This is a genomic window from Micromonospora maris AB-18-032, assembly GCF_000204155.1.
Classification (GTDB): Bacteria; Actinomycetota; Actinomycetes; order Mycobacteriales; family Micromonosporaceae; genus Micromonospora; species Micromonospora gifhornensis.
Genome location: NC_015434.1, coordinates 105,737 through 129,040 on the forward strand (window position 1 = coordinate 105,737; position 23,304 = coordinate 129,040).

The 23,304-nt window shown below is 71.6% G+C and carries 21 protein-coding genes; 15 read left to right on the forward strand and 6 right to left on the reverse strand.

The window, feature by feature from the left end; translation table 11 throughout:
- Positions 1-2: 2 nt before the first annotated feature.
- Positions 3-992 (reverse strand): alpha-ketoacid dehydrogenase subunit beta, encoded by a 990-nt coding sequence (locus VAB18032_RS00545; protein WP_013730807.1) that lies wholly within the window; start codon positions 990-992, stop codon positions 3-5.
- The gene (pdhA, locus tag VAB18032_RS00550; protein ID WP_013730808.1) at positions 992-2,167 is read right to left on the reverse strand and encodes a pyruvate dehydrogenase (acetyl-transferring) E1 component subunit alpha; all 1,176 of its coding nucleotides are present in this window, start codon (positions 2,165-2,167) and stop codon (positions 992-994) included. Before pdhA ends, VAB18032_RS00545 begins: the two co-directional genes overlap by 1 nt.
- A 403-nt stretch (positions 2,168-2,570) precedes the next feature.
- Here pdhA and VAB18032_RS31385 point away from each other — a divergent pair, with 403 nt between their 5' ends.
- A complete protein-coding gene (locus tag VAB18032_RS31385) occupies positions 2,571-3,575 on the forward strand; it encodes a hypothetical protein (protein WP_148272164.1) in 1,005 nt (334 codons plus the stop codon).
- A gap of 41 nt (positions 3,576-3,616) precedes the next feature.
- Positions 3,617-4,246 (forward strand): phosphatase PAP2 family protein, encoded by a 630-nt coding sequence (locus VAB18032_RS00560; RefSeq protein ID WP_013730810.1) that lies wholly within the window; start codon positions 3,617-3,619, stop codon positions 4,244-4,246.
- 51 nt (positions 4,247-4,297) lie between these two features.
- On the opposite strand, the gene VAB18032_RS00565 is transcribed toward VAB18032_RS00560, so the two are convergent.
- The 3 genes from VAB18032_RS00565 to VAB18032_RS00575 all read right to left on the reverse strand — a co-directional run bounded on the left by VAB18032_RS00565 (position 4,298) and on the right by VAB18032_RS00575 (position 9,194).
- Positions 4,298-5,518, reverse strand: a complete 1,221-nt coding sequence (locus VAB18032_RS00565; protein ID WP_013730811.1) for a hypothetical protein — start codon at positions 5,516-5,518, stop codon at positions 4,298-4,300.
- Positions 5,519-5,575: 57 nt separating this feature from the next.
- Positions 5,576-7,252 carry a GTPase gene (locus tag VAB18032_RS00570; protein ID WP_013730812.1) on the reverse strand — a complete coding sequence of 559 codons (1,677 nt, stop codon included), beginning with the start codon at positions 7,250-7,252 and terminating at the stop codon, positions 5,576-5,578.
- Positions 7,253-7,355: 103 nt separating this feature from the next.
- Positions 7,356-9,194: a GTPase family protein gene (locus VAB18032_RS00575; protein WP_013730814.1), complete on the reverse strand. Its 1,839-nt coding sequence runs from the start codon at positions 9,192-9,194 to the stop codon at positions 7,356-7,358.
- A 221-nt stretch (positions 9,195-9,415) separates the two neighbouring features.
- On the opposite strand from VAB18032_RS00575, the gene dnaK reads away from it, so the two are divergent.
- The 5 genes from dnaK (at position 9,416) to VAB18032_RS00600 (ending at position 14,346) form a co-directional block, all read left to right on the forward strand.
- Complete coding sequence (gene dnaK, locus VAB18032_RS00580; protein ID WP_013730815.1) at positions 9,416-11,299, forward strand: molecular chaperone DnaK; 1,884 nt, start codon at positions 9,416-9,418, stop codon at positions 11,297-11,299.
- Between the two features lie 46 nt (positions 11,300-11,345).
- Positions 11,346-12,122: a nucleotide exchange factor GrpE gene (gene grpE / locus VAB18032_RS00585; protein ID WP_013730816.1), complete on the forward strand. Its 777-nt coding sequence runs from the start codon at positions 11,346-11,348 to the stop codon at positions 12,120-12,122.
- An 85-nt stretch (positions 12,123-12,207) separates the two neighbouring features.
- Positions 12,208-13,395, forward strand: a complete 1,188-nt coding sequence (dnaJ, locus tag VAB18032_RS00590; protein ID WP_013730817.1) for a molecular chaperone DnaJ — start codon at positions 12,208-12,210, stop codon at positions 13,393-13,395.
- A gap of 29 nt (positions 13,396-13,424) precedes the next feature.
- Entirely contained in the window at positions 13,425-13,862 is a 438-nt protein-coding gene (locus VAB18032_RS00595; RefSeq protein ID WP_013730818.1) for a heat shock protein transcriptional repressor HspR, read from the forward strand.
- A gap of 211 nt (positions 13,863-14,073) precedes the next feature.
- Positions 14,074-14,346, forward strand: a complete 273-nt coding sequence (locus VAB18032_RS00600; protein WP_013730819.1) for a hypothetical protein — start codon at positions 14,074-14,076, stop codon at positions 14,344-14,346.
- A 106-nt stretch (positions 14,347-14,452) separates the two neighbouring features.
- On the opposite strand, the gene VAB18032_RS00605 is transcribed toward VAB18032_RS00600, so the two are convergent.
- Entirely contained in the window at positions 14,453-14,881 is a 429-nt protein-coding gene (locus tag VAB18032_RS00605; RefSeq protein ID WP_013730820.1) for a hypothetical protein, read from the reverse strand.
- Between the two features lie 269 nt (positions 14,882-15,150).
- Between VAB18032_RS00605 and VAB18032_RS00610 the strand changes: the two genes are divergently transcribed.
- From VAB18032_RS00610 to VAB18032_RS00645, 8 genes are all read left to right on the forward strand, one after another.
- On the forward strand, positions 15,151-16,272 hold the full coding sequence (locus VAB18032_RS00610; protein WP_148272166.1) for a hypothetical protein: 1,122 nt from the start codon (positions 15,151-15,153) through the stop codon (positions 16,270-16,272).
- A gap of 100 nt (positions 16,273-16,372) precedes the next feature.
- A complete protein-coding gene (gene clpB / locus VAB18032_RS00615) occupies positions 16,373-18,964 on the forward strand; it encodes an ATP-dependent chaperone ClpB (protein WP_013730822.1) in 2,592 nt (863 codons plus the stop codon).
- Positions 18,965-19,082: 118 nt separating this feature from the next.
- Positions 19,083-19,460 (forward strand): hypothetical protein, encoded by a 378-nt coding sequence (locus tag VAB18032_RS00620; RefSeq protein WP_013730823.1) that lies wholly within the window; start codon positions 19,083-19,085, stop codon positions 19,458-19,460.
- A 152-nt stretch (positions 19,461-19,612) separates the two neighbouring features.
- A complete protein-coding gene (locus VAB18032_RS00625) occupies positions 19,613-20,521 on the forward strand; it encodes a collagen-like protein (RefSeq protein WP_043719203.1) in 909 nt (302 codons plus the stop codon).
- 136 nt (positions 20,522-20,657) lie between these two features.
- Entirely contained in the window at positions 20,658-21,320 is a 663-nt protein-coding gene (locus tag VAB18032_RS00630) for a hypothetical protein (RefSeq protein ID WP_013730825.1), read from the forward strand.
- A 14-nt stretch (positions 21,321-21,334) separates the two neighbouring features.
- Entirely contained in the window at positions 21,335-22,144 is an 810-nt protein-coding gene (locus VAB18032_RS00635; protein WP_043722509.1) for an SDR family NAD(P)-dependent oxidoreductase, read from the forward strand.
- A 169-nt stretch (positions 22,145-22,313) separates the two neighbouring features.
- Positions 22,314-22,844, forward strand: coding sequence for an orotate phosphoribosyltransferase (locus tag VAB18032_RS00640; protein WP_013730827.1), 531 nt, complete (start codon positions 22,314-22,316; stop codon positions 22,842-22,844).
- Positions 22,845-22,901: 57 nt separating this feature from the next.
- Complete coding sequence (locus VAB18032_RS00645) at positions 22,902-23,279, forward strand: ArsR/SmtB family transcription factor (RefSeq protein ID WP_007454255.1); 378 nt, start codon at positions 22,902-22,904, stop codon at positions 23,277-23,279.
- The last annotated feature ends 25 nt before the right edge of the window (positions 23,280-23,304 follow it).

A 23,304-nucleotide genomic window follows, 5' to 3' on the forward strand; every position in this document is an offset into this window, starting at 1 on the left:
GCTCACCAGCCGAAGGTGCGGTCGACGGCGTCGAGCACCCGGTCGAGGTCGGGCAGGTACTCCTCCTCCACCCGGGCGGCCGGGTAGGGGGTGTCGAAGCCGGTCACCCGCAGCACCGGGGACTCCAGCGAGTAGAAGCACTCCTCGGTGATCCGGGCGGCGATCTCCGCGCCCAGGCCCACGTTGGACGGTGCCTCGTGCACCACCACCGCGCGGCCGGTGCGCCGCACCGACTCGTACACCGCAGCCAGGTCCAGCGGGGAGAGCGTGCGCAGGTCGATGACCTCCAGGTTGCGGCCGTCCTCGGCCGCGGCGGTCGCCGCGTCCAGGCAGGTGCGCACCATCGGGCCGTACGCCAGCACTGTGGCGTCCGTGCCGGGCCGCACCACCCGGGCCGAGTGCAGGGGGTACGCCTCGGTCAGTGGCGTGTCCAGGTCGACCTGGCCCTTCTCCCAGTAGCGCCGCTTCGGCTCCAGGAAGACGATCGGGTCGTCCGAGGCAATCGCCTGCTGGATCATCACGTACGCGTCCTGCGGGTTGGCGCAGGAGACGACCTTGAGTCCGGCGGTGTGGGCGAAGTACGCCTCGGGCGACTCCGAGTGGTGCTCCACCGCACCGATGCCGCCGCCGAAGGGAATTCGGATGACCATCGGGATGCGCAGGTTGCCGCCCGAGCGGTAGTGCATCTTCGCCACCTGCGACACGATCTGGTCGTACGCCGGGTAGACGAAGCCGTCGAACTGGATCTCGCAGACCGGCCGGTAGCCCCGGATGGCCAGGCCGACCGCGGTGCCGATGATGCCCGACTCGGCGAGCGGCGTGTCGATCACCCGCTGGTCGCCGAAGTCCTTCTGCAACCCGTCGGTGATCCGGAAGACGCCGCCGAGCTTGCCGACGTCCTCGCCCATGATGACGACCTTGGGGTCGTTCTCCAGGGCCTTGCGCAGGCCGACGTTGAGGGCCTTGCCGAGGGTGAGCGTCTCCGTGGCCATCAGTGTGCGCTCCCCTCGAACGAGTCGAAGTACTTGTTGAACTGTGCGCGCTGCTCGTCGAGCAGCGGCGACCCGTTGGGGTAGACGTGGTCGAACATGGTGACCGGCTCCGGGTTCGGCATGGCCAGCACCCGCTCGCGCAGGTCGATCGCCTCCCGGCGGGCCTGCTCGTCGACCTCGGCGAAGAAGTCGCTGTCGGCGATCTTCTCCCGCTCCAGGAAGGCCTTCATCCGGGCGATCGGGTCCTTGGCCTGCCAGGCCTCGACCTCGCTGGCGATGCGGTAGCGGGTCGGGTCGTCGGAGGTGGTGTGCGCCCCCATCCGGTAGGTGTACGCCTCGATCAGGCTCGGGCCCTGCCCGTTGCGGGCGTTGTCCAGGGCGTGCCGGGCCACCGCGTACGTGGCCAGCACGTCGTTGCCGTCCACCCGCACACCGGGGAAGCCGAAGCCGGCGGCCCGTCGGTACAGCGGAACCCGGGTCTGCCGCTCCAACGGCTCGGAGATGGCGTACTGGTTGTTCTGGCAGAAGAACACCAGCGGGGCGTTGAAGACGCTGGCCCAGACGAACGCCTCGTTCACGTCGCCCTGGCTGGTGGCGCCGTCGCCGAAGTAGGCGATGACCGCCTCGCCGTCCTCGCCGCCGGTCTTGCCGTCCATCGCGACACCCATGGCGTACCCGGTCGCGTGCAGGGTCTGCGCCCCGATCACGATCGTGTACATGTTGAACTTGAATTCGTTCGGATCCCAGCCGCCCTGATCGACGCCGCGGAACAGGCCCAGGGGCATGATCGGATCGATGCCACGGCAGTAGAGGACGCCGTGCTCCCGGTAGGTCGGGAAGGCCATGTCCTGGGCGCGTAGCGCCCGTCCGGAACCGACCTGCGCGGCCTCCTGGCCCAGCAGGCTGGCCCACAGGCCCAGTTCGCCCTGCCGTTGCAGGGCGGTGGCCTCGGCGTCCAACTTCCGCACGAGTACCAGGTCACGGTAGAGGCCGCGGTACTCCTCGTCGGTGAAGTCGACGCGGTATTCGACGCCGTCCGGGCCGGTGACGCTGTCGATGCGCTCACCCGACGGGGTGAGCAGTTGCACCAGTTCCGGGTCGCCGGTCGCGGCTTTCCTGGATCGGGGTGCGGCTCGCCGGCCGCGGGTGCTGGCCCCGGGGTCGCCCTTTGCCATCCGTCTCTCCCTGTCGTGTCTGCGTCGGCACCGGGGGGTCACCCGGCCGCGCGACTCGTGAGCCCGCCCCGGCTGGTGCCGGGATCGGTTCCTGGCGACCGCGCCTAGCCCCGGTGGGGGTTGCCGCGCGGCCTGAGCCGGATTCATGGCCGAACCCGGTTCGGGAGCGCCGGCGCCCAGTCGCGCCTTCCGCGTGGGTGCGCGGAGGTCACGGCTGCGCTGCCGTCGTGGCTCCATATTCGCATCACAGGTGAGCCGCCCCACACCCTGCCTGCCCCGCATCCCAGGGCCGGTCCGGTTCGTTACCTGAAATGCCGGGGTGTCGGCTCCAATGACGCCCGGACGTTCCGGTGATGATTTGTCGCTATTCGGCCATATGAGCGTTTCGACACGCGGTGGGGGGTTGGCTGACCCGGAGTCGCTGACCGACGCTGTTTCCGGCTGGACCCCGATCTCACTCGGCGGTCCGCCGGGGCAGCTCATCACGGTCCAGGCCCCGGGCGACGACGAGGAGTGCGTGGTGTCGGAACCAGACGAGGGCGCCGGGAGTTCCGGCCGGCACCGGGCACCCGGCAGCTACCGCCGGGTGGTGGGTACCCACCGCGCCGTACGCACCGCCGGTCCGTCCCGCGGTTACCTGCTGACCGTGGCGCTGCTCGCCGGCACGGCCTCGATGCCGGTTCTCGCCGCGATCAGCACCGGCTCGGCGACGGTGGGCAGCACCGCCCTGCCGGACAGCGGTACGCCGTTCATCCCGACGCCGTCCATCGGGCCGGTGGTCATCCCGCCGCCGCCCACCGGTGCCCCCGCAGCCACCTCGACGGCGGTGCCGTCGACCGCTCCGGCCGCCCCGCCGATCGACCCGGTGGACCGACCTGACCCGGGGCCGACGCCGGTGGACCTGACACCCGAGCGTCGCCCGGAGCTACCGGACAGTGACCCCCGACCTCGGCCGCCCAGCCCGGTGCCCGCGCCGCTCCCGCGCCCGACCCCGACTCCCCACCCCACGCCGACCCGGCCGGTGCCGGGAGTCACTCCCGCGCCGCCGGCCACACCTACCTCGCCACCGCCGGTCCCGAGTGACCCGCCCGTGCCGAGTGATTCCGTGAGCCCGTCCGCCTCGCCGGACCCGGGCGGTGCCGGGCCGAGCGCATCGGCGGAACCGCCGGACCCGACCGACCCGTCGGCGAGCACCGACCCGCCCGCAACCGACCCACCTGCCACCGACTCGCCTGCCACGACGGAGCCGTCCACGTCGGAGCCGTCCACGTCGGCGAACCCCCACCTGCCCCGGGACCCCGCCACGCCCGACGGGCCCAGCGCCTCGGCGGGTCCGAGCAGGTCGGGCGAGCCGGCCTGCCCCACTCCGGATCACCCGGGAAGCACCGGGTCACCGACGGTACGGTGAGAAGGCCGTCGACGGACCGGAGCGGAGCGGGGGGTCTGATCTTGGTCGACCGTGACCTGGTCGCTGACGACGTCGCTGCGGCCCGGCCCGGCCCAGGGCTGCGACTGGCCCGGATCGTCACCGAGTTGACCGCGCCCGCCATCCTCGTCTCCCTGCTCACCGTCGTGATCGGCTGGCACAGCGCCCAGGGCAGGTTGAGCGGCGTGGGCTGGGGGTTGGTCGCGGTCGTCTTCGCCAGCCTGCTCCCGATGGCGTACATCGTCGGCGGGGTGCGTCGCGGCCGACTCACCGATCATCACGTCCGGGTACGCGAACAGCGGCGGATTCCGCTGCTGTTCGGGCTCGGTTCGGTGGCGGCCGGGCTGGCCCTGCTCGCGGTGCTCGGCGCGCCGCGACCCGTGCTGGCCCTGGTCGCCGCCGGACTTGTGGGTCTGGTGGTCGCAGTGACGGTCAGCCAATGGTGGAAGATGTCGATCCACTCGGCGGTCGCGGTCGGCACGCTGGCGGTGCTGCTTGTCACCTTCGGCGTCTGGGTGCTCGTGGCCACCCCGCTGCTCGGGCTGGTCGGCTGGTCACGGGTGCGCCTGGGCGATCACACCCCCGCCCAGGTGCTCGCCGGTGGCGTCCTCGGTGGCCTGGTCGCGGCCGTGGTCTTCACCGTGCTGCGCTGACCCTGGTCGATCCGAGTGCGGTCGCCGTGACAACTTCGCCACGGCCCGCGGTCAGCTGTCGTCGGAGAGGCGGTGCCGGTTGGCGTCGATCCAGGCGTCGAGCGCGGCCGGATCGTCCGGGTCGACCCCGTCGGCCATCAACTGCGCCACCGCCGCGGTCGCCGGGCTGCGCCGCTCGCCGGTGGCGTAGAGCCGGACGAACTCGGGCACCATCTCGGCGATGGCGGTGTCCGTACCGGCGGCAGCCGTTTCCGGCAACCCACGTCTGCGGGCGGCGTACGCGGCCCAGGCCCGCAGGACCCGGGGCAGCATCGCCGCGTCGTCCATGTCGAGTACGGCCCGACGGTGCACCCAGTCGAGCAGGAAGAACCCGGCCACGGTCGGGCTCCAGCGCAGCGGGTCGGCGTCGGCGAAGGTGGCCGCGTGGTCGAGCAGCAGGCCCAGGCAGAAGTGCAGCGAGGCCAACTCGGCACCGTCGACGTCGTCGAAGCCCGCCCGCTTCGCCTCCGGCGAGGCGAGGAAACGTCGGATCTCGTCGGCCCGTACGGCTGCCGGCAGCGGATCGTCGGACGGCACCGGCACCGCGCCCTGCCAGGCCGGCAGGATCGTCAGCCGGGCCCCGACCAGCGCCCGATCCGTGGCCAGTGACGTCGTACCCGGCAACTGCCCCAGGTGGTCGGTGACCGCCAGATGCCGGCTCACCTCGCCACGCATCCGACTCGGATCCTCCTCCCGGAACCAGGTCAGCTCGTCCTCGGCGCACAACTGTCGGACCTGGGCCAGGATCCGGCTCGCGGGCCCGCCGACGAAGACGTCCTTGGCGATGCCGATGTTGTGGTCCACCAACGCGATAAGCGCATGTTCCGGCCCGCCGACCGTGTCGTCGTAGGCGAAGGTCGCCAGGTAGGAGGTCTGGTCGCCGTAGACGTCGCCGTACGCCCAGGTGCCGGTGAGGTGCACCCGGCCGAGGTGACCCGACCAGGCTGGTGCGGCAGCGCCGGGACGGACCCGGTCCGCGCCCTTCGCGTCCGGCACGAGGGCGGCGAACACGGCGCGTACGGTGGTGGCGGCGAGAGCCCGCCGTCGCGAGGTGGCCGCGAGAAAACCGGCCACGAACTCGCGTACTGCCGTCTCCCGGTCCGTCTCCGCAACCTCGTACACGCTGCCCAGCAGGGCCGCGCCGAGCATCTCCGCGTCGAGGGCGGTGTCGAGCTTGGTCACGTCGCGGGCGGCGTGCAGCACCGCTTCGTACGGGGTCTGTGGCGTGGCCATGACCCGACACTACGCCGCTCGGGGCCCGATGACCGGTGAGCAGACGTGCGGCGTCGCTCAGCGATGCCGGGCGACCTCGAGGACGGTCCGCGCGTCGGCGTGCGCGGCGATCACCGTCCGAACCGGTGCGAGCACGTACTCCTCGCCGACCTTCGTCACCGCCCCGGTCAACCGGGCCTCGGCGCGCTGCCGGGCCCGCCGGGCGGCCCACCGTGCCACCGGCCGGGTCAGGGCCGCCATCAGCAGCCCGGCGAAGAGCCCACCGAGCAGCAGCAGGGTCGGCACGGGCACCTCACCGACCATCGGATGACGCAGCTCCGGCAACCCCAGGGCCCGCAGCGCATAGCCGAGGGCGAGCCAGCCGAGCCCGGCCACGGCGGCCAGGGTCACCAGCCACTGCAACCCGCCGACCAGCCGCCACCAGAGGCGGGGCCGGTTCATCCCCAGGTCGGTGTCGGCGATCGCGCGGTCCAGGGCGTCCGGCAGGTCGCCGAGCCGGGACCGGGCCGCCGCGGTGACCGCGTTCGGCCAGGCGCTCGGCAGGCCGGTGCCGGCCCGCTCGGCCACCGTGCGGACCGCGAGCCCGAGCGCCGACCGGTCGGCGACGCTGGGCTCGGGCACGGAGGTCGCGGCGACCAGGCTCTCCGCCGGGTCGCGCGGATCGCCCGACCGGTCGGGGAGGTGCAACCGGCGCAGCGGATCGGGACGCAGCCGCCGCCAGAGGCGTACCAGCGGCCAACCGGTCGTGGTGGCGGCCCGGTGTCGGTACGCCTGCTCGACCGCCTCCGCCACGGTCGGTACGCCCGCTGCGGCGACCAGCGCCCGATCCAGCGCGGCCAGCGCCGGGTCGTCCGTGGTCAACGCCGGGCGTGGCGCGCCGACCATCTCGTCCAGCGCGGCGACCACCGCGTCCACGTCACCGGAGAGTCGACGCAGCGCGGCCTGCCGTTCGGCGACGCTGCGCTCCAGCGCTCCGCGCAGCCCCTCGGTCCCGGCCGGGTCGGTGATCGTGGTGGTCAGCAGCGGCACCCCGTCGAGCCCGTCGGCGTCGAGCAGTCGGCGCAGGTCGGCCACCACTCGGTCGACGTCGGTCGGGGGCAGCCGGTCGACCTGGTTGAGCACGACCACTGTGACGTCGCGGTGCCTGTGGAACTCGCGCAGGTAGCTGCCGTGCACCACCCGGTCGGCGTACTTCTGCGGGTCGACCACCCAGACCACCAGGTCCACCAGGCCGAGCAGCCGGTCCACCTCCAGCCGGTGCGAGTGCTGCACCGAGTCGAAGTCCGGCAGGTCGAGCAGGATCAGCCCGTGCAGTGTGGACTCGTCGTCGCCGTCCAGCAGGCTCTCCCGGACGAACCGGTGCCGGGGCAGTACGCCGAGCCAGTCCAGCAGTCGGGTGCCGCCGTCGAGCGGCCCCCACACGCAGGCGTGCGTCACGCCGGTGGTGGGTCGGCGCACCCCGACCGGAGAGAGATCCATCCGGGCCATCGCGTTGAACAGGCTCGACTTGCCGCTGCCGGTCGCACCGGCGAGCGCCACGACGGTGTGGTCGCGGGAGAGCGACAGCCGGGTGCCGGCCCGCTCGACAAGCGTGCGTGCCGGCACCAGCGGGGTGTCCGGCAGTTGGCCGTCGACGATGCCGAGGAACCGGCGGATCGCCTCCAGCCGGGCGACCAACTGGTCGGCGTCGACCCGCCCGTCGGCCCGTAACGCCTCACGCAGGCGTCCGCCCATCCCCATCACAGCCGCTCCCGGCGGGTCCGTGCGCTGGCCTTGCCCAGCGCGTCCAGGCTGACCTCGGTGCCGGCCGCCGTGGGCTCGTCTCGCGGCAGTGCGCTCACGCCGGGCGTCCCTGGTCGGCCGGCCCGCTCAGGGCGCTTGTCGCGTCGGCGAAGCCGCTGGCCAGCCGGGCCGCCTCCACCCGCTCGGCGGCCTGGCGCAACGCGGTGGCGGTCTGCTCCGCCGGCCGGGCCTGCTCGGTCCGGCTGAGGAAGCGGGCGGCCTCGGCGTCCAGCAGGGCGCGCACCCGTTCCAGCAGGTCCGCCCGGGCCTTGTCGGCGAGCGTCCGCACGGCCTGGTCACCGAAGATCGCCTGCAGCACCGCCTGCCCGGCGAGGGTGGTGCCCGCGCCGGTGGCGACCTCCAGCCCGGTCGGGATGAACGCGGTCGAGGCGAACACGGCGATCATGACGGCCAACCCGGTGGCGTTCACCGCGTAGGCGGCCGTACGGGCCACGAACCGTCGGTCGCCGCCCTCGGTGCGGACCAGCTCCAGCACGCCCCGCTGCCAGTCCCGGACCAGTCGCTCGGCGCGCTCGGGCAGGTCGTCGCCGTGGTGGGCGAGGTCCGGCACGAGCAGCGCGGCCCCGGCCGGATGAGCCTTCCAGCCGGTGTACGCCTGCTCGGCCGCCTCGGCGGCCACCGCCCGCAGCAGGGTGACCAGCTGAGACTCGATCGCCTCGCGCAGCTCGGCGGCGGGTGCCGGGCGTCTGCTGAACGCGGCCACGAGCCGGTCCCGTAGCCGGCCGATCCGCGCCTCCAGGCTGCGGAGGAAGTCGCTGGTGCCGACGAACTCCTGCCAGCGGGCCAGCACCTCGCCCCGGAGCAGCCGACCGTCGCGCAGCCCCTGCTCGACCGTCCGGTTCGCGGCCCGGTACGCGGCGCGTACCCGATCGTCAAGCGTGTCGGCGGCGGCCACCTGCTCGTCCGCGGCGGCGGCCAGGCTCTCCACGGCCGGTTGCAGCGCGATCAGCGCGCCACCCAGGGTCTGCCGGACCACCGCCGAGCGGGCGTCGGCGTCGGCGGCGAGCCGGGCGAACCAGTCGGCCAGCGGCGCGGTGACCCGGGCGGGCAGCAGCCCTTGCCCGTCGACCCAGGTCTCCGGCAGCACGAACAGCGGCGCCGAGCCCAGATCCTGCTCGGCGAGCATCTCGGCGAGATGCCCGGCGACCTCGTCGGTGGCCTCGGCCGGCACCCGGTCGAGCACCATGGCGATCACCGCGCCCCGGGCCCGCGCACCGCGCAGCAGTTCCCAGGGAACGGCGTCGGCGTACCGGGCGGCGGTGGTCACGAAGAGCCAGAGGTCGGCAGCGGCGAGCAGTTGACCGGCCAACGCCCGGTTGGCGTCGACCACCGAGTCGATGTCGGGGGCGTCCAGGAACGCCAGGCCGGGGGCGAGCGCGGGGGCGGTGACCAGGTGCAGGGTGCGCGGGTCGTCGCTGGGTTGGTTGGTACGGGTCAGGCCGGGCAGCAGCTCGCCCCGGCGGAACCAGGACGAGTCGGCCGGGTTGCAGACCAGTACGGGTGAGCGGGTGGTGGGGCGCAGCACCCCGGCGGCGCTGACCCGGGCCTGCACCAGGCTGTTGACCAGGGTCGACTTGCCGGCGCCGGTGGATCCGCCGACCACGACGAGCAGCGGCGCGTCGAGGCGGGTGAGCCGGGGCAGCAGGTAGTCGTCGAGCTGGTCGGCCAGCGCGGCGCCGATCCGCTCGGCGGGCTCGGCCGAGGGCAGCACCAGCGGGAACGTGGCGGCCCCGATCGCGGCACGCAGGCCGGACAGGGCGTCGGGCAGGCGGTCGTCGGCGGCGGGCCGGTCCTCCCCGGCGTCGGTACGGCCGGTGCGGGCTGCGACGGCGGGCGCGCCGGAGAGTGAGGCGGGATCGCCGTTCGTCGTCACCGCTAAAGCGTGCCCGACCGACACAAGGTAAGACAACCGGTCAGTAGCGGGCGGTGAGTTGCGCCGACTCGACTCAACCTCGACTTGACGATCGCGGTGGGCGTGGCACTATTGAGTCAAGTTCACTCAACTTGAGGTGGGGTCGCTGCGGGCGGCGCCCGCCGGGCGGTGCGACGGGGGTGCTCGTCACCTGCCCAACGTTACGAAGCGAGGAAGCGAAGATGGCACGTGCGGTCGGTATCGACCTCGGCACGACGAACTCCTGCGTCAGCGTCCTGGAGGGCGGTGAGCCCACCGTCATCGCCAACGCTGAGGGCTCGCGGACGACCCCTTCGATCGTCGCGTTCGCCCGCAACGGCGAGGTGCTCGTCGGTGAGGTCGCCAAGCGCCAGGCGGTGACGAACCCGGACCGGACGATCCGTTCGGTCAAGCGGGAGATCGGCACCAACTGGTCCGTCGACATCGACGGCAAGAAGTACACCCCGCAGGAGATCTCGGCCCGGACGCTGATGAAGCTCAAGCGGGACGCCGAGGCCTACCTGGGCGAGCAGATCACCGATGCGGTGATCACCGTCCCGGCGTACTTCAACGACGGCCAGCGTCAGGCCACCAAGGAGGCCGGTGAGATCGCCGGCTTCAACGTGCTGCGGATCGTCAACGAGCCGACCGCGGCAGCCCTGGCGTACGGGCTGGACAAGGGCTCCAAGGAGCAGACGGTCCTGGTCTTCGACCTCGGTGGTGGCACCTTCGACGTGTCGCTGCTGGAGTTGGCCGAGGGCGTCATCGAGGTCAAGTCGACAAGCGGTGACAACCTGCTCGGCGGTGACGACTGGGACCAGCGGATCATGGATCACCTGGTCAAGACCTTCCGTGGCGAGCACGGCATCGACCTGTCGCAGGACAAGATGGCGATGCAGCGGCTCAAGGAGGCGGCCGAGAAGGCCAAGATCGAGCTGTCCGCCGCCACCACCACCAACATCAACCTGCCGTACATCACCGCCGGTGCGGCCGGTCCGCTGCACCTGGACGTGACGCTGAGCCGGGCCGAGTTCCAGCGCATGACGCAGGACCTGCTGGACCGCTGCAAGGTCCCGTTCGAGCAGGCCGTCAAGGACGCCGGGATCAAGGTCTCCGACGTCGACCACGTGATCCTGGTCGGCGGCTCGACCCGGATGCCGGCCGTGACCGACCTGGTCAAGCAGCTCACCGGCCGGGACCCGAACAAGGGCGTCAACCCGGACGAGGTCGTCGCCGTCGGCGCCGCCCTGCAGGCCGGCGTGCTCAAGGGTGAGGTCAAGGACGTCCTGCTGCTCGACGTGACCCCGCTGAGCCTGGGCATCGAGACCAAGGGCGGCATCTTCACCAAGCTGATCGAGCGCAACACCACCATCCCGACCAAGCGCTCGGAGGTGTTCACCACCGCCGACGACAACCAGCCCTCGGTGCTGATCCAGGTCTTCCAGGGCGAGCGCGACATCGCCGCGTACAACAAGAAGCTCGGCACCTTCGAGCTGACCGGTCTTCCGCCGGCCCCGCGTGGCGTGCCGCAGATCGAGGTCACCTTCGACATCGACGCGAACGGCATCGTCAACGTCCACGCGAAGGACCTGGGCACCGGCAAGGAGCAGAAGATGACCATCACCGGCGGTTCCTCGCTGCCGAAGGATGACATCGAGCGGATGCGCCGGGACGCCGAGGAGCACGCGGAGGAGGACAAGCGTCGTCGCGACGAGGCGGAGGCCCGCAACGTGGCCGAGGCCCTGCAGTGGCAGACCGAGAAGTTCCTCGCCGAGAACGGCGACAAGCTCCCCGCCGAGAACCGCGAGAAGCTCAACGAGGCCCTCGGTGAGCTGCGTGGTGCCCTCGGTGGCAGCGACATCGATAAGATCAAGTCGGCGCACGAGCGGCTGGCGCAGGTCTCCCAGGAGGCGGGCTCGCTGCTCTACGCCCAGCAGGGTGAGCAGGCTGAGGCGGGCGGCGCTGCTGGTGGTGCCGGTGCCGGTGCCGGTGGTGCGGCCGGTGCGGCCGGCGCTGGTCAGGCCGGCGGGCGGCCCGGTGCCGACGACGTGGTCGACGCGGAAATCGTCGACGAGGACAAGAAGTGACGGTCCGGACGACGCAGGCTCACGGGCAGAGGGATGAGGTAGTCGTATGACGGAGCAGCCACGAGCCGCTGACCCGGGTGACACCGGGTCGGCGCCGGGTGGCTCGGCGTCGGAGCCGGCCGCCGGCGATGCGCCGCGGGTCGTCATCCGCAACAACCGCAAGATCAGCCAAACCTCCGAGCCGGAGGGCGCGGCTGCCGACGCCGGGTCGGACGTTCCGGCCGAGGGCCTGGTCGAGGATGCCGAGGTGGTGGTCGACGCCATCCAGGTCGAGGCCGCCGCGTTGAGCGAACCGGCCACCGACGGGCCACCGGTGGTGGACTCTCCGGCGAGTCCGGTCGGCGAGTCCACGGCCGAGAAGGGGTCGGACGGGGCGGCCGGCGGGCTCGGTGCCGAGTTGGCGGCGCTGCGCTCCGATCTCGACGAGCGCACCCGGGACCTGCAGCGGGTCACGGCCGAGTACGCCAACTACCGCAAGCGGGTCGAGCGTGACCGCGCGCTGGTCACCGAGCAGGCGACCGGCTCCGTGCTGGCCGCGCTGCTGCCGATTTTGGACGACCTGGACCGGGCCCGGGAGCACGGTGATCTGGTCGGTCCGTTCGGTTCGGTGGCCGAGCAGCTGATCGCCGCGTTGGGCAAGTTCGGCCTGACTCCCTTCGGTGAGCAGGGCGACCCGTTCGACCCGACGCGGCACGAGGCGGTGGCCCACCAGACCTCGCCCGACGTCACCGAACCGACCTGCGTGCAGGTGATGCGACGGGGTTACCAGATGGGCGAGCGACTGCTGCGGCCGGCGATGGTCGCGGTGGCCGATCCGGAATAGTGCGCGACGGTGACCGGGGGCGTCTCCTCCGCCGTTTGACGGCGGACGGGACGGCCCCGGCCCGGCAGTGGGGAGGAGGTGGACGTTGAGTTCCAAGGACTGGATCGAGAAGGACTACTACGCGGTCCTGGGCGTGGCGAAGACCGCCTCCGCTGATGAGATCAAAAAGGCGTACCGGAAGCTGGCCCGGGAGTCGCACCCGGACCACAACCCCGGTGACCCCAAGGCTGAGGAGCGCTTCAAGGCGGTCTCCGAGGCGTACGCGGTGCTGGGCGACGACACCAAGCGCCGTGAGTACGACGAGATGCGGTCGCTGTTCGGCTCGGGCGCGTTCCGCCGGGGCGCCCGCCAGCCTGGCCAGCCCGGCGGGATGCCCTTCGACGTCTCCGACCTGTTCGGCGGGGGAACTCCCGGCGGAGGTGGTCGGTTCGCCGGCGGCAACATCTCCGACCTGTTCAGTTCGATCTTCACGGGCGGCCAGGGTGGCGGCGCCGGGGGCGGTGCGCCCGGTCCGGCGCGCGGCCGGGACGTCGAGACCGAGGTGGCGCTCGACTTCGACGACGCGGTGCGGGGCGTGACCCTGCCGCTCACGCTGCGGGCCCCCGGGGTCTGCGACACCTGCCACGGCAACGGTGCCAAGCCGGGCACCCAGCCGAGGGCCTGTCCGGTCTGCCACGGTGCCGGGGTGACCACCCGCAACCAGGGTGCCTTCAGCTTCTCCGAGCCGTGCCGCAACTGTCAGAGCGTCGGCACCGTCGTCGACGAGAAGTGCCCGGAGTGCCAGGGCACCGGCGGCGTCACCAAGACCCGTACGCTCAACGTCCGCTTCCCGGCGGGGGTGGCCGACGGCCAGCGGATCCGGCTGGCCGGCCGGGGCGAGCCGGGCACCCGCGGCGGCCCGGCAGGTGACCTGTTCGTGCACGTCAAGGTCCGGCCCGACGACCTGTTCGGGCGCACCGGCGACGACCTCACCCTGACCGTCCCGATCACCTTCACCGAGGCGGTACTCGGCACGGATCTGCGGGTACCGACCCTCGACGGCGCGGTGACCCTGCGGGTGCCGCCGGGTACGCCGAGCGGGCGGGTGCTGCGGGCTCGGGGCAAGGGAGTGGGTCGCCGGGACGGGCAGACCGGCGATCTGCTCGTCACGCTGGACGTGGTGGTGCCCGCCGGGATCTCCGACGAGGCGCGGACGGCCCTGGAGACGTTCGCGGCGCACACCCCGCCGGCGGCTCGGGAACATCTCGACGCCCGGGTGCGTCGGTTCAGTTGACTCGGTGAAGCGGTGCGGAGGTGAGCGGCATGGACGGGTTCGTCGGTTCGGATGACCCCGCCTACGAGGCCAAGGTGCTGATGATCTCGGTTGCGGCGCGGATGGCGGGGATGCACCCGCAGACGCTGCGTCAGTACGACCGGCTGGGCCTGGTGCAGGCCGGCCGGGCAGCAGGCGGCGGGCGGCGGTACAGCGTTCGGGACGTGGTGCTGCTGCGCGAGGTGCAGCGGCTCAGCCAGGACGACGGGGTCAACCTCGCCGGGATCAAGCGGATCATCGGCCTGGAACGGCTGTTGGAGCAGGCGCAGCAGCGGGTCGCCCAGTTGGAGGCCGAGCTGGAGGCCGCGTACCGGCGGATGGCCGAACTGGAGTCGCTGGCCCGCTTCCCCGGTCGCGATCTGGTGCCGACCAACCAGACCTCCACCGCCTTGGTGGTCTGGCGTCCCCGCCGCAACCCTGACCGCTGACCACCAATTCGAAGATCGCGCTCGATCACGGATCGGGTGGCCCTGCACGACCGCCGGGCCACTCGATCCAGGACCGAGCGCGATCACTTTTCTGAGCGGGTGGAATTCGTTTCGGACCTGTTTCGGCAAATCCGAGCGGGAGACAGGTTGTCTTCGTTAGCCTCCACGTTAATGGTCTAACTGTCCCAATCCGGACTCGGCGGGGGGAGCCATGGCGGATTCGGCGAAGAAGGTGGCCGAAGCGGCGGAGCACCGGCTCGACAACCTGGCCGAGGACGTACGGGAACGGTTCAACCGGCTCACCAAGGGCCGCTTCTCCGACCAGGTCAAGTCCGGCCGCTTCGGCGGCGACACCAACAGGCCCGGCGACCGGAATGCCAGCGGCAGCCGGAGCGTTCGGCCTGTGCAGAGCGGTCGTGGCGGTCACGGCGCCGGCCAGGCGCGCACCGACCAGCATCGACGCGAGCGAGGCGGATCGCGCTGACGATCCGCCGACGTGCGGGCCGGGAGCCACGGGGGGTCCCGGCTCGTTCGCGTGAGCTCACCTCACCGACTCGACCGGCCACCCAGCTGCCCCGCCCTGAGCAGGCTCAGAGTCGGCGGCCCTCGCGGACGAGGCCGCCCTCACACCACTCGCGGTAGACGAACAGCTCCGGACGGGTCAGCAACACCCGGCTGTTGTGCGCCCAGGTGCGCATCATGTCGTCACCGTTGCGCTCGGCCTGATCCACCAGTTTGCGGAAGCGCCGCCGAGGATGCGCCCGGAAGTTCGTCCGGATCCCGTCCGCGGCGTAGATGTAGAGGCAGTGCAGGGCGAACCGTCGCGCCGGACAGGTCGGGTCCATGGCCAGGTCGAACAGCGTCATCACCAGCCGGTCGCCGGAGACCAGCAGGTCCCAGTCCGGTGGCATGGAGGTCAACGGCACCGAATCGGGGTTGTAGGCCCACGACCGCAACTCCGCCGGGGACGGGTCGACGGGGTTGGCGAAGCCGTGGAACGTTGACTCCTGCACGCTCACCGGCCAACCTTCCGCTCTGCCCGCGGGGGCGTCGTCCGCTCTCCGCGAACCCTGGCTGCTGGGGCGACACGGTAACGCGGTACCGGTCAGTACGGGTAGCCCCTCCCGGAAGCAAATCTCCGCCCGTTGGCCGGGCCGCATCCTCCGGACGGCCGACCCGCGGTAGCCGATGGCCGGACTCCGTCATCATGTCGTGGCGTACCCCGACGCCTGGTAGGGCGGCCTGATGCCACGAACAGGGCTCGGGCTACTTCCGTGACGGAGGCTGAATGACTACCCGCCGACATCGTTGGATGGCGATGGCCGCCCTGGTGCCGACGCTGGCGGGCTGCTCGATCGGAGACATCCGCCGCCCGCCGCCCACGCCGACCCCGGTGCCGTCGAGTGCGGCGCCGTCGAGTCCGCCGCAGATCGCGGAGGTCCGCGGGAGTCGGCTCGCGGTACCGCGACAGTACGACCGGCCGTACGTCGAGTTCGTCGACGCCTACCGCGGTTACGCCCTCTTCGGCTCCTGCGACGGCCAGCCACCCGGCCGGAACTGTCCCGCCCTGCTCTGGTCCACCGGCGACGGAGGACGTTCCTGGCAGCGGCTGCGGCATCCGAAGCCGGTGGCGGACAACCAGCAGATGTACACCGCGCCGGGACTGCTGGCCCTGTGGGCCGAACCGTACGGCTGGTGGACGTCCACCGACGACGGCCGGACCTTCCGGCACAGCCCGGGTGAGGTCGCGCCCCCGCAGTGGCGGGCCACCCAGGGCAGGTTCCAGATCAGCGAGAAGACGGGCAAGGTCGGCCGCTGGACCGGCCGGACGCTGCGTCCGCTGGCCACCCAACCGCCGCTGCCCGCGCTGAACGCGGTGGTGCTGGGTGACGCGTGGCTGGTGCGGAACGGTACGAGGTACGAGGGGCCGCTGGTGGCGGCCGGGGCGGGCGAGGACGGCCGGCCGTACGCGGCGATCTCCTGGGACGAGGGGCGCAGCTGGGAGCCGACCACGCTGCCCGCACCCGACGGCGAGGTGTGGCTGTTGCGGGTGGAGTCGGTGGCCGGCGAACTCTGGCTGATCGGTGAGCGGCCGGACCGGATCAGCTTTCCGGCGCTGTGGCGACTCGAAGGCGCCTCCTGGCAGCGGGTACGCGCCGAGGGGCAGCCGGGAGCCGGCCGAGCCGTTCCGCTGGGCGCCGGGGTGGTGGCGGTGGTCAGCTCACGGGGCGCGGGAGCGCTGCTCGGCGGCCGGTACGTCGACCTGCCCCGCTGGCCGTTGACCGATCGGCACCACCTGCGACGGCTGCCTGACGGCACTCTGTTCGCGGGCACGTCGGAGACCATCCTGCTCGGCATCGGTCACCTCGGTGACCGCACCTGGGTGGAAGTGGCGCTGGAGACGGGCTGACTCGCATTGCCGTGGGGTAGGTCACACCGCTAGGGTTGAGCGGAATAGACTCAACTCTGGTTCTGTCGGTACCAGTGGACACGCCGATCCAGGGGAGCCCATGAACACCGAACGCCTCACCACCCGCAGCCGCGAGACCATCACCGGCGCCGTCGCCCTGGCCAACCAGCGCGGGCACGCCACCGTGGAGCCGTGGCACCTGCTGCTGTCGTTGCTCGACACCGAGGGTTCGACCGCTGCCGGCCTGCTGCGCGCCGTCGGGGCCGATCCCGCCGAGCTGCGCCGAGTCACCCAGCGGGCCCTCGACGCGCTGCCCGCCGCCCGGGGTTCCAGCATCGCCGAGCCGACCCTGGCCCGTGAGTTCGTCAACGCCATCGGTGCGGCCGAGCAGATCGCCCGCCCGCTCGGCGACGAGTACACCTCCACCGAGCACCTGCTGGCCGGGCTGGCCCGGGTCGGCGGTGCCGTCTCCGGTGCGCTGAAGGCCGCCGGTGCCACCGAGGAGACGCTTGTCGCCGCCTTTCCGAAGGTGCGGGGTGGGGACCGCCGGGTCACCAGCGCCGACCCGGAGCAGACCTACCAGGCCCTCGCCAAATACGGCGTCGACCTGACCGCGAGCGCCCGCGACGGCAAGATCGACCCGGTGATCGGCCGGGACTCCGAGATCCGTCGGGTGATCCAGGTGCTGTCCCGGCGTACCAAGAACAACCCGGTGCTGATCGGCGAACCGGGTGTCGGCAAGACCGCCATCGTGGAGGGCCTGGCCCAGCGCATCGTCGCCGGAGACGTGCCGGAGTCGCTGCGCGACAAGAAGCTCGTCTCGCTCGACCTCGGCGCGATGGTCGCCGGTGCGTCGTACCGGGGGCAGTTCGAGGAGCGGCTCAAGTCCGTCCTGGAGGAGATCAAGAACTCCGACGGGCAGGTCATCACCTTCCTCGACGAACTGCACACCGTCGTCGGCGCCGGCAAGGGCGAGGGCTCGATGGACGCCGGCAACATGCTCAAACCGATGCTGGCCCGCGGTGAGCTGCGGATGGTCGGTGCGACCACGCTCGACGAGTACCGCGAGCACATCGAGAAGGACCCGGCCCTGGAGCGCCGCTTCCAGCCGGTGCTGGTCGGCGAGCCCACCGTCGAGGACACCATCGGCATCCTGCGCGGGCTCAAGGAACGCTACGAGGTGCATCACGGCGTACGCATCACCGACGCCGCACTGGTCGCCGCCGCCGCGCTCTCCGACCGGTACATCACCGACCGGTTCCTGCCGGACAAGGCGATCGACCTGGTCGACGAGTCGGCGTCCCGGCTCCGGATGGAGATCGACTCCCGGCCGGTCGAGGTGGACGAGATCGAGCGGGCGGTTCGCCGGCTGGAGATCGAGGAGATGGCGCTGGCCAAGGAGCCGGACGCCGCCTCCGCCGAGCGCCTCGAACGGCTGCGCAAGGAGTTGGCCGACAAGCGCGAGCAGCTCACCGCCCTGTCCGAGCGGTGGAAGCTGGAGAAGACCCACATCACCAAGCTCTCCACCGCCAAGGAGGAGTTGGAGCGCCTCGGTGGCGAGGCCGAGCGGGCCGAGCGCGACGGCGAGCTGGAACGCGCCGCCGAGCTGCGCTACGGCCGCATCCCCGCACTGAACAACGAGCTGAAGCAGGCGGCGGAGGAACTGGCCCGGCTCCAGGCCGACGGCGCGATGCTCAAGGAGGAGGTCGGCGCCGACGACATCGCCGCCGTGGTCGCCTCCTGGACCGGCATCCCCGCCGGCCGACTGCTGGAGGGCGAGACCGCCAAGCTGCTGCGGATGGAGGATTCGCTGCGCGAGCGGGTCGTCGGCCAGGCCGAGGCCGTCGGCGCGGTCTCCGACGCGGTACGCCGCGCCCGGGCCGGCGTCGCCGACCCGGACCGCCCGACCGGCAGCTTCCTCTTCCTCGGCCCGACCGGCGTCGGCAAGACCGAGCTGGCCAAGGCGCTCGCCGGGTTCCTCTTCGACGACGAGCGGGCCATGGTCCGCATCGACATGAGCGAGTACGGCGAGAAGCACTCCGTGGCCCGCCTGGTCGGTGCCCCGCCCGGCTACGTCGGGTACGAGGAGGGTGGCCAGCTCACCGAGGCGGTACGCCGCCGGCCGTACTCGGTGATCCTGCTCGACGAGGTGGAGAAGGCCCACCCGGACGTCTTCGACGTCCTGCTCCAGGTGCTGGACGACGGCCGGCTCACCGACGGTCAGGGGCGTACGGTCGACTTCCGCAACGCCATCCTGATCCTCACCTCGAACCTGGGATCGTCGGTGATCAGCGACCTGACCCTCGCCGAGGAACAGCGGCGTGAGGGTGTGCTCGCGGTGGTCCGGTCGCACTTCAAGCCGGAGTTCCTCAACCGGCTCGACGACATCGTGGTCTTCGCCGCCCTCCAGGGCGACGACCTGCGGGCCATCGTGGACATCCAGATCGCCCGGCTGCGCCGCCGGCTCGCGGACCGCCGGTTGACGCTTGACGTCACCGACGCCGCCCGCACCTGGCTCGCCGAGCACGGTTACGACCCGATCTACGGTGCCCGGCCGCTGCGTCGCTTGGTCCAGTCCGCGATCGGCGACCAGCTCGCCAAGGCGCTGCTCGCCGGCAAGATTCGAGACGGCGACACCGTACGGGTCGACCTCGCCGACACCAAGGACGGCCTGTCGGTGACGGCCGCCTGACCGCCGAACCACCCGCCACGGGCCCGCGTCCTCGCGACGCGGGCCCGTCGTCGTCAGCGGTACGGGTCGCCCGCGGAACAGGGGTGCGCCGCCCGTGCGTCCGGGTCAGGATGGAGACATGTTCGCGATGGGACGACAGCACGACGAGTTGGCGGACGCGGCCGCGGCCCTCGCCAACGCCGAGACGGTCACCTTCGGTGGGGTGGGGCTGGCCGGAACCATGTTGCCGGAGACCGAGGCCTACCAACGGATCGAGGAGTTGGCGGCCGACCGCCCCGAAGAGGTACGCGGGCAGCTCGAACGCCTGCTGTCGGCGGGCACACCGGCCGCCCGGGTGTACGCGGCCACTCTCCTGGAACGGCTCGATCCGGCAGCCGGACAGGCGGCCTGGGTCGGGCTGCGCGCCGATTCCGCACAGCTGCAGACCGCCACCGGGTGCGTGCTGGACAGCACCACCGTCGGTGCGTACGCCGCCGACCGGCTCGCCGAATCCTGAGCCCGTCGGTGGTCGGATCGCGCCGGAGCATGGATTCATCTCGACTGATCGACCGCCGTTGCCGCAGGTGACGCGCGGTGCGGCTGGCACCTCAGGCGTGCCGAACTGGTCGGGTGCCGATACGGTGAAGCGCGTTCCCGAGAAGGAGAGAGATGGCTGATCCTCAGAGCACTCCGACCCGGTCTCGGCCGGGTGTGGTAACCCTATCCACCTATTTGCTGTGGTTGTTCGCGATCTGCCAGCTGATCAGCGCGATCATCACCCTGGCCACCATCGGCGCCGTCCGCGACGCGATGGAGGAAGCCCTGCAGGGCAGCAGCGCCGAAGGGCTGGAGGGGATCGCCGACCTGACGGTCGCCGTCGGTGTCGGCACCTCCATCTTCATGCTGGCGGCGGCGCTGGCACTGGCCGGTCTGGGCCTGGTGAACCTGCGGGGCAAGAACGGTTCGCGGATCGCCACCTGGATCGTCGGCGGCATCCTGTTCTGCTGCAACGGGTTCAACATGCTGGGCAGCCTGGGCGGTGGCCTCGCCACGCCGAGCGACACCAGCGGGGACATGCCCAGCGCGGAGGAGATCCAGCGCCGGGTCGAGGAGGCGCTGCCCTCCTGGGCGACTCCGGTCAGCATCCTGCTCGGCGTGATCAGCCTGATCTCGCTGCTGGTGGCGCTGATCCTGCTGGCGCTGCCGAAGGCAAACGAGTTCTTCCGCAAGCCGGCGGCGCAGTGGGAGCCGCCGACTCCCGGTGCCACCTATCCCGGCTACCCGGCCCAGCCGGGTTATCCGGCTCAGCCGGGCTACCCAGGCCAACCCGGCCAGCAGGGTTACCCGGGCCAGCCGGGCTACCCCGGCCAGTCCGGTGAACCCGGCTATCCGGCGACGCCCGGCCAGTCCGCTGAGCCCGGCTATCCGGCGACGCCCGGCCAGCCGCCGCAACAGTCCGGTGAGCCCGGCTACCCGCCGATCCCGGGACAGACGTCCTCGGGCCCGTCGGGCGAGCAGGGCGGCCAGAATCCGCCGGGGCAACCGGGCGATCAGCCGCCCAGCGGCAACTCCAACTGATCGAGGCTGATCGGCTGGTCGAGCCCCGGTCCGGCCCGGACGGCCTGCGCCGGGGCCTCGACACGCCCGAACCGAGGCGACTGTGACGGTCCCTCCGAGTAGGTTGCTTCCCGAACGCCTACCGGAGGGACTCGTCGTGTCGTACCCCGAACAGGTGCCGGTCGGTCGGCCTGGCGCGGTCCGGCTCGCTGTGGCGGTGCTGGCGGTGATGGCGCTCGGTGCCCTCGGCTACGCGCTGGCGGGCCTGATCGCGTTCGGCGGCATCGGCGACCGGCTGCGTGCCGCGGCCGCCGGCAGTTCGCAGAGCGGCAGTGAGATCGACGCGATGGCCACCCTCCTGCGGACCTCGGTCCTGCTGTCGACGGTGGTGAGTGTGCTGGCCGGGTTCCTTCTCGCCGGCCTTGCGCTCGGTGTGGCGGCAGGCCGATCCGGTGCCCGGGTGGGCACCTGGGTGGTCGCCGGCTTCGGTGTGTCGTTCGGCTGCTGCGGCCTGCTGGTTCAGCTCATCCAGTACGTCACACCCTTGAATCTCCGCAACGACCCGTCCCTCACCGAACTGTTCGGTCTGGCCGCGGACGGCTACCCGTCCTGGTGGATTCCGCTCACCGTGACCCTTTCGGTCGCCCAGGTGCTCGGTTACCTTGTGGTAGCCGTACTGCTGGCCCTGCCGTCGGTCGGTCCCTGGTTCCGCCGCCGCTCGGCACCCGCGGCGACGCCGCCTCAGCCGGGCGGGGCACCGCCGTACCAGCCTTATCCGCCGCCCGGGGCAGCGCCGCCGCCCTCTTACCCGCCGAGGTGAGCAGTTCCGTGACGTTGCCGTCCGACCAGCCGACCGCCGGTCGCTGGGCGCTGATCACCGGAGCGACCGCAGGCATCGGAGCGGCCTTCGCCGGTCGACTGGCCGCCGACGGGTGGCACCTGGTGCTGGTGGCCCGGGACGGGACCCGGCTCGCTGCTCAGGCCGCCGAGCTGACCGGCCGGTACGGCGTGGAGACCGAGACGATTGCCGCCGATCTGTCCACTGACGACGGCTGTGCGCAGGTGGAGCAACGAGTCGCCGCGACCCCGCCCGTCGAGTTGCTGGTCAACAATGCGGGGATCAGTCTGAACACGCCGTTCCTGCGATCGTCGGTGGCGGACGAGATCCGGTTGCTCCGGCTCAACGTGCACGCCGTCATGCGGCTCACCCTTGCTGCGCTGGTCACGATGACCGAACGGCGGAACGGGGCAGTGATTAATGTCTCCTCCGTCGCCGGGTTCGGCGCGCTCATGCCCGGATCGACGTACTCGGCGAGCAAGGCGTGGGTCACCAACTTCAGTGAGTCGGTGGGCCAATCCGCGCGCCCGTTCGGCGTACGGGTGATGGCGCTCTGCCCCGGCTACACGCGTACCGAATTTCATCAGCGAGCCGGCATCGACATGTCGAAAACCCCGGAATGGATGTGGCTCAACGCCGCCGACGTGGTCGACGAAGCCTTACGTGACCTGGGAAAAGGCAAGTTCGTCAGCGTTCCGTCCTGGAAGTACAAGCTGGCCGTGGCGGGCCTGCGGCACGCGCCGCGTGGCCTGCTCGACCGGGTCGCCCGGGACACCCGTGGCCGCATCGGCCGGGACCGCGGCTGACTGACGCAGCTCGGTGGTCCGGAAACGACCGCCCCGAGGCTGGATCACTCGAATCACGGTGACGGCTAACCGAGTGTAACGGGCATCGTCATTCATCGGTCGCCCGGACGGGTAGCCGCAGGTAGCCCGCGCACGCGGCGCACAGGTGTGCGCAGTACCCTCTACCCCCATGGGGGACCACGACGACCTGCGTAAATTCATCTCTGACCTGGCTGTGGTCCACGGCCGGGTGGTGCTCTCCTCGGGGCGGGAGGCCGACTGGTATGTCGACCTCAGGCGCGTCACGCTCCATCACCGGGCGGCCCCGTTGGTCGGCCGGGTGATGCGGGACCTGACCGCCGACTGGTCGTACGACGCAGTGGGTGGCCTGACATTGGGAGCTGACCCGATCGCCCTGTCGATGCTGCACGCCACCGGGCGTCCGTTGGACGCTTTCGTGGTGCGCAAAACCGGCAAGGCGCACGGACTTCAGCGACGGATCGAAGGCCCTGATGTGGCCGGTCGTCGGGTGCTGGCGGTGGAGGACACCTCCACCACAGGTGGAAGTGTGTTGACCGCCGTCGAGGCTCTTCGCGAGGCCGGGGCCGATGTCGTGGGGGTGGCCGTTATCGTTGATCGTGGTGCCGGCGATGCGGTGCGAGCCGCCGGATTGCCCTATCGGGCGGCCTATACGTTGGCTGACCTCGGCCTTGTGGCGTAAAAGTTTGCCGATTCGGATCTGCTGATATGCAGGCGGATCGATGCTGCTGGTGGAAGGATGGAATACGTGGGAACTGCGTTGGCCGAAATGACTATGCCTCAGATCTCGCCGCTTGCCGGTGAGCCGATCGAACGCGCCGACGCCGAGCGGCTGGCGGGGGTCCTCAAGGCCCTTGCCGACCCCGCTCGGCTGCGGCTGCTCAGCCTGATCCAGTCGGCGCCCGAGGGCGAGGCGTGCGTGTGCGATCTGACCGCACCGCTCGGCCTCTCCCAGCCGACGGTCAGTCACCACCTCCGTATCCTCACCGAGGCCGGCTTGCTGGAGCGGGAGAAGCGCGGTGTGTGGGCCTACTACCGACTGGTCCCGAGCGCGATCGCCACGATCGCCGACCTGCTGACCCCGCCGCGTAAGCGGGCCACCAAGAAGGCTCGCTGACTCGCAGCCGTCTGGTGGCTGCCCA